This is a genomic window from Streptomyces capoamus (assembly GCF_014654935.1).
Classification (GTDB): Bacteria; Actinomycetota; Actinomycetes; order Streptomycetales; family Streptomycetaceae; genus Streptomyces; species Streptomyces capoamus.
On sequence record NZ_BNBF01000056.1, the window covers coordinates 1 to 4,644 of the forward strand.

Sequence of the window (4,644 nt, forward strand, 5' to 3'; positions counted from 1 at the left end):
TGAAGGGGTCCCCGCCCTGGATCATGAACCCGGGGATGACCCGGTGGAAGAGGGTGCCGTCGTACAGCGGTGTGCCCTTCATCGACTGGCCCGAGGCGGGATCTGTCCAGTCGATGGTGCCCGTCGCCAGGCCGACGAAGTTCTTGACTGTCTTGGGTGCCCGGTCCTCCTCGAGGCGGACCACGATTTCGCCGAGAGAGGTGGTCATGCGGGCATGGAGCTGGCCGCTTCCAGGGACATCGATGCTGGGGAACTCCACGGTCACAGGTCCTTCCTGCTCGGGCGGGCAGCATGCCCGCGGCCTTGCATCCCGCGGCGGTACCGGCGCGGTGCGGGCATTGCTGTCCTGGGCGGTTGTCGCGTGATCAACGAGGGGCGGTGCGGTATGTCACCGCCCACCGGGACACCGGCCCTCTGCAACTGGCGGAGCCGACGTGGCAGCCGGGTTCCCGGGGCGGGTACGGGCTGCCGGTGCCTGGCCGGCAGCGGCAGCCCGCGCAGTGGGGTGGGTTTCAGGAGAAGACGACGGAGCGCAGGAGCAGGCGCTCGGAGGCGCCCGTGCCCGGAGGCAGGATGTAGTACGTGTCGCCTTCGCAGTCGGCGTCGAGGAAGACGGTGGCGGTGGCGTCCGTGCGGTTCTTGGGAGCCCGGCTGAACGATCCCGGCTCGGAGGCCGATCCTTGCAGGTTGATGCACTGGCCACTGGGAGGGTTGTTCAGGAAACCGACTGCTTCATAGCCGTCGGTGGTGGTGTAGGTGTAGCGGAACTGGCCGGTTGCCGCAAAGGCCGAGCCGGGCGCAGCCACAAGCAGGGCGAAGGCACTGCAGGCTGCACCGAGGGCCGCCGTGAGGGAGCGAGCAGGCACTGGGATCTCTCTTCGTCGGGTGCCGGTGCTGTCAGTACCAGCGATGTCCCTGAATGCGGTGGGACAGACGCCTTGTCACCCGGACGGGGAAGCCGAATCGTTCCCCCACGGGCAGGTGGCCCGCACGGATGGTTTCGACCGCTTCCCGCCGTCCAGCCAGACCTACGCCCTGGGTGCGCGGATCGAGCTGGGCGGCACTCCGGGGCGGACTGCCGAGCCCTTGGGTGCTGGACCCACCATCAGCCTGCGGCCGCCACGGACGAGTCACCCTCGCAGCAGCCCAGCAAACCATCGCCTCAGACTGGGTCACCGCTGAACAACGACTGGTCGTCAACGAGGTGCTGGTCTGTTCGTCGGTGAGGGTGATGCGGACGCCGGGACGCCCCTGCTCGCCGACGAGCTGGGTGAACTTGCTGCGGGCGATCGGCCGGCTGTTCCACCAGCCGTGCATCACGGGACGGCCGTTCGCGGTCATGACGAGGTGATAGCAGCGCGGGCGCCACGCAGATAGTGCTGCTCGGTGCCCCGGATGATGAGTCCTTCCACGCCGGGGACCTGGGTCCAGGACGTGAGCCATTCCTGCGCCGTCGTCGGGTCGTCCGTCTCCGGGCATAGCGTCCAGGGGGCGTGCAGATCGAGGTCGGTGAAGAGCTGTCCAGGCGGGCGCGGCCCTTGTGATCACAAGGTGGCGGTGGTGAGGAAGGCGTCTTTGGCGGGGCTGGTGGTTCGGGGGGAGTACAGGGCGTGCAGGGGCGCGTAGAGGGGTGGGTCGAGAGCGACGATGCGGACGGCGCCGCCGGCGGCTGGGCCTGGGGGTGTGGTGACGAAGGCGAGACGGTCGGTGCTGATGACGGCAGTGGCGGGTGGGGTGCCCTGGAGGGGGGTGCGTTCGGTGCGGGGTTCGAAGCCGGCTGCGCGGCAGTGGTTGATGAGCAGGTCGGTGTAGCCGGAGTGGCGGGGCTGGCCCCAGACGATGAAGTGCTGGTCGGCGAGTTCGAACAGGGCCACGGAAGCGCGTGCGGCGAGGGGGTGGTCAGCGGCGACCGCGATGTTGAGGGGCTGGTGGCCCAGGGTGGTGCGGGCCAGTCCGTGCGGCGGGGTCAACGCACGGCACAGTCCGATGTCGAGGTCTCCGGCCAGCAGCGCGTCGGTCAGCTCGGCCGGGTAGCGCTGGCGATCAGGTGCTCCAGCTTGTTCAGATCCAGAGCCACCGTTAACCCGCCTCTCTGCGGCGGCGGAAGACGGCGAGATTCGCGGCCAGCGTCGCGGCCACGGCCAGGCCCACACCCAGCACGGCCCCTCCCGCACCGAGCGCGGGCGCGGCGAAGGCCGGGGCGAGCACCACGACACCGACCGCGACCAGCAGGTTGTGTCCGACGGCTCCGGTGCCGGTCAGACGATGCAGGGCGCCCAGCAGCACGAGCACGATAGCCACGCTCCAACGCACTGCCAGTGTTGCTGCTCATATGGGTCAGGCTTGTCCGGTCTCGAAGCGGCTGATGCGTCCCAGGTGGAGTTGGTGTACGTGGCCGTCAGGGTACGGCCGTCAGCGGAGACGTCCTCGACGTCCATGCGGCCGTTGGAGGAGAAGACTTCGCGCTCCGCCCACTCTCGCAGGTCCCGGTCGGTGCCGTCGTCGGACATCGTGGCGTCATGGGTGAGGGCGGCGAGAACGCCTCCCGGTCCCCGCGTTGACCGCGGCGACGAACGCGGCCACCGCAGGATCGGTCAGCTCGGCAGTCATCCCTTGTCTCCCCATGTGCCGGAATGGGATACGGTTCGCTCCCGCCGGGTCGGCCGCGCCGGCAGGGGCGCGGCCGGCGCAGGCGGGCGGTGGTTTATCGGGTGGTGTAGCCGCCGTTGGCGAACAGCGTCTGGCCGGTGATCCACCAGCCGTCGGTGACCAGGAACTGGATCAGCGGGACGATGTCCTCGATGTGGGTGAGCTGGTTGCCCATAGCCTGCGACTTGTGGAACTGAACCCGCTCCGGGGTCTCCTGCCCGTAGAAGAACGGGGTGTCCATCGGCCCCGGAGCTACGACGTTCACCGAGATCGACCGGTCGGCGAACTCCTTGGCCGCCGCCCGGGTGAAGTGCTCCAGTGGCGCCTTGCCGCCGGCGTAGGTGGAGTAGCCCGTCGGTGAAGGCGGCCAGCAGGGAGGTACCCAGGCTGATGATCTTGCCGCGGTCGTTCAGGCGGCGCCCCGCCTCCTGGATGAAGAAGTACCCCGCCTTGGCGTTGATGCCGAACATGCGGTCGTACTCGTCCTCGGTGGTCTCCAGGATCGGCTTGCGCAGAACCATCCCGGTGGTGTTCACCGCGACGTCGACGCCGCCGTAGGTGTCCACCGCGGTGTCGAACAGCCGCCGCACACTCGCCACCTCGGTCAGGTCCCCTTGCACGGCCACCGCCTGACCGCCGGCGTCCTGAATGGCCTGGACGGTCTCCTCGGCCTCCTTCTGCGAGGTGTGGTAGTGCACCACCACCTTCGCCCCGGCCTCGGCGAACGTCCTGCTGAGCAGCCCGCCCAGGTTCTTCTCACCCCCGCCGATGACCGCGACCTTGTCCTTCAGCGTGTGCTCGGCCATGTCCGGCACCTCCTCATATCATGTCAGTGACCGGCTTGATCACTTCTACTCACGAGGCTAGGCAGACACACCGGACGCAGACCAACGCAACATATGCGTAGACCCACAGACGTCGTCGATACCCGCTGGCCACAGCATGCATTCCGGCATTACGGGGGGCTGCAGACCACTGGAGACCATTCCGGTTCCAGACCCCCGGGGACGGCTCGCCCCTCCGCACGCCGCTGCCCGGACAAAGCGGCAAAGAGCTTTGTGTGCGGACATTGGCTGCGCCGAGTATGGCGAGGACGCGGGAGTGTCCAAACAGCGCCAACGGTCACCCCCGGATGAACGAGGTGAGCCGGGGAGAGGGTCGCAAAGATATTCCCCGCAGCGCGCGGACCCTGGAGGCAGAATCCCGGAAGTTGTGTGAGAACCGGGCCCGTACCGTGCCCGAGGCCGCTGGAGGGCCGGGGGTCAGACGGTCCGCGGGGCAGGTGCGGCCTCCCAGGCGGTCCAGGCGTTCGTACAGGGCCCGTACGAGCCGGGCGCGGTTCTGGACGCAGCGAGCGGGGCCCTGGATCGGCTTGGAGAGGCGATCAGCGGCTTCGCGGAGGATGACTTCGGCGAGAGCGCCGCGGCCGTCATTCTTCGGCAGGGCGGCGGCGTGGCGCTGGACGTCGGCCGCGACCGTGCGGGCGTGCCCGGTGAGCTGAAGAGCGATCTGTTCGTAGTCGCGGGGCGTGAGATTCAGGTCCTGCCACGCGAGGACGGCGGTGACGAGCGCTTCGTAGGGGGCGCGAGCCAGCGGCAGTTCGGCGTCGAGCAGGCCGTGGGGGTCGTGGAGCACGGTGTGGGTGTCGCTCACCGGTGCCTCGCCGCGTCGTCCCGGTTGTGGTCGGGTGCGGTGATCCGGGACGGCCTGCGCAAGGAAACGGGCGTAGCCGCGGTCAGCACGTGCCAGCAGGGCCGGGGAAGGCCGGCCGAAGACGGGCGGCTGGAAACCGCGTCCTTCGGGTGCGGGGCCAGCGGGTGTAGGTGCGTGCACCGCCTCCGTTGCTGGGTTGCGTCGGTGCCGTTCGACGCTACGCAAGGCCGCCACGAAGGCGCCACTTGGCGGCCGCGTGCCTCCAGCGGCGGGGCGAGTGGCGTCCCAAGCGCAGCGTCGTCGCGATCACCCCCTGAGTGTTCCGGCTACCGGTGCCGTCCG

5 protein-coding genes and 3 pseudogenes are annotated in these 4,644 nt (G+C 69.2%); all 8 read right to left on the bottom strand.

Going from position 1 to position 4,644, the window contains the following annotated elements:
* Positions 1–208: peptidylprolyl isomerase (locus IE312_RS37580; RefSeq protein WP_189986797.1), on the bottom strand; the 208-nt coding region annotated here is incomplete at its 3' end.
* Positions 209–512: 304 nt separating this feature from the next.
* Positions 513–806: a hypothetical protein gene (locus IE312_RS37585; protein WP_229900934.1), complete on the bottom strand. Its 294-nt coding sequence runs from the start codon at positions 804–806 to the stop codon at positions 513–515.
* A 91-nt stretch (positions 807–897) separates the two neighbouring features.
* Positions 898–1,341 carry a hypothetical protein gene (locus IE312_RS37590; RefSeq protein WP_189986798.1) on the bottom strand — a complete coding sequence of 148 codons (444 nt, stop codon included), beginning with the start codon at positions 1,339–1,341 and terminating at the stop codon, positions 898–900.
* A 203-nt stretch (positions 1,342–1,544) separates the two neighbouring features.
* The gene (locus tag IE312_RS37595; RefSeq protein WP_189986799.1) at positions 1,545–2,174 is read right to left on the bottom strand and encodes a LysR family substrate-binding domain-containing protein; all 630 of its coding nucleotides are present in this window, start codon (positions 2,172–2,174) and stop codon (positions 1,545–1,547) included.
* Positions 2,080–2,301, bottom strand: coding sequence for a hypothetical protein (locus tag IE312_RS37600; RefSeq protein ID WP_189986800.1), 222 nt, complete (start codon positions 2,299–2,301; stop codon positions 2,080–2,082). The genes IE312_RS37595 and IE312_RS37600 overlap by 95 nt, the downstream gene beginning before the upstream one ends.
* A gap of 36 nt (positions 2,302–2,337) precedes the next feature.
* Positions 2,338–2,610 (bottom strand): annotated as a pseudogene (locus IE312_RS43650) (nuclear transport factor 2 family protein).
* Between the two features lie 94 nt (positions 2,611–2,704).
* Positions 2,705–3,455, bottom strand: a pseudogene (locus IE312_RS37605) (SDR family oxidoreductase).
* A gap of 487 nt (positions 3,456–3,942) precedes the next feature.
* Positions 3,943–4,302, bottom strand: a pseudogene (locus IE312_RS37610) (DUF6415 family natural product biosynthesis protein); the annotation flags it as partial.
* Between the last annotated feature and the right edge of the window lie 342 nt (positions 4,303–4,644).

What these genes read in the sequence shown, in the direction of transcription:
- IE312_RS37590 (WP_189986798.1), bottom strand. Translation starts at nt 1,341, where the DNA reads ATGACCGCGAACGGCCGTCCCGTGATGCACGGCTGGTGGAACAGCCGG.